This window comes from Piscibacillus sp. B03, from assembly GCF_052246295.1.
Lineage (GTDB): Bacteria > Bacillota > Bacilli > Bacillales > Alkalibacillaceae > Piscibacillus.
On record NZ_JBQQCO010000096.1, the window covers coordinates 1 to 895 of the forward strand.

General features: G+C 38.1%; 1 protein-coding gene and 1 pseudogene. Both read left to right on the forward strand.

The genetic code is table 11. From position 1 onward, the window contains the following. Positions 1 to 248: major tail protein (locus ACTWQB_RS17355; protein WP_443140400.1), on the forward strand; the 248-nt coding region annotated here is incomplete at its 5' end. 6 nt (positions 249 to 254) lie between these two features. Then, a pseudogene (locus ACTWQB_RS17360) lies at positions 255 to 895 on the forward strand (hypothetical protein); the annotation flags it as partial.

The window sequence follows — 895 nt, forward strand, 5'->3', positions numbered from 1 at the left end:
TAACCAAAGGGATGTTCATGCGTCCGACGATTAATGCACAAACAAAAGAAAATACGACAGCTTTTCAGAATCAAGAAATCTCAGGTGAATTTATGGAACGTAAAGTTGACGGTTTTGATAAGGAAAAATCCGTTGTATTTGGATATGATGCTGCAGAAGAAACAACGAATCGTGATGCTTTATTCCAAAAAGTGTTTGGAGTAGCATACCCAGGTACGACGACAACCACCACCACAACTAGTGCGTGATAAGGTATGAAGTACATTTTATGTCAGCCAGCTATTAAACGGTTTGAGTGGGAACTCGAAGTCTGTATCTATCGTTTGCAGAAATTAGGTATAAACGATATCGTCTTGTTGTTTGCCAAGCAGGACGATCGTGTACCTCATTTTTTACGTGAAAACTACGGGGTTGAAACTCATATCTATACTGACGATCGAGAAGATAAAACGTATATCCCTTCTATAAAACCTTATTTATGGATGCGTTATTTAGAAGAAGATCCATCTCGAGAAGATGAAACTTATTTTTATTTAGATAGCGATGTGCTTTTTAGAGAGATCCCGAATGTGACACCAACATCTCAAACTTGGTTTGCTTCAGATTGTACGAGCTATATTGGTAATGACTATATCGATAGTAAACACCCACATTTAATTGAGGATATGTGCCAAGCCATTGGGGTTGATCCAAAGGTTATACGACAAAAGAGACCAATTGGTGGCGCACAATGGGTGATTAAGAATCCAACGTATGAATACTGGAAAAAGGTGTATCGTGATTCTATAACGCTTTACAAGTTATTGAGTCAATCCAAAACGGATATTCAAAAATGGTGTGCTGAAATGTGGGCTCAACTTTGGAATGTCTATGACTTCAATAAAGACGTTGTCGT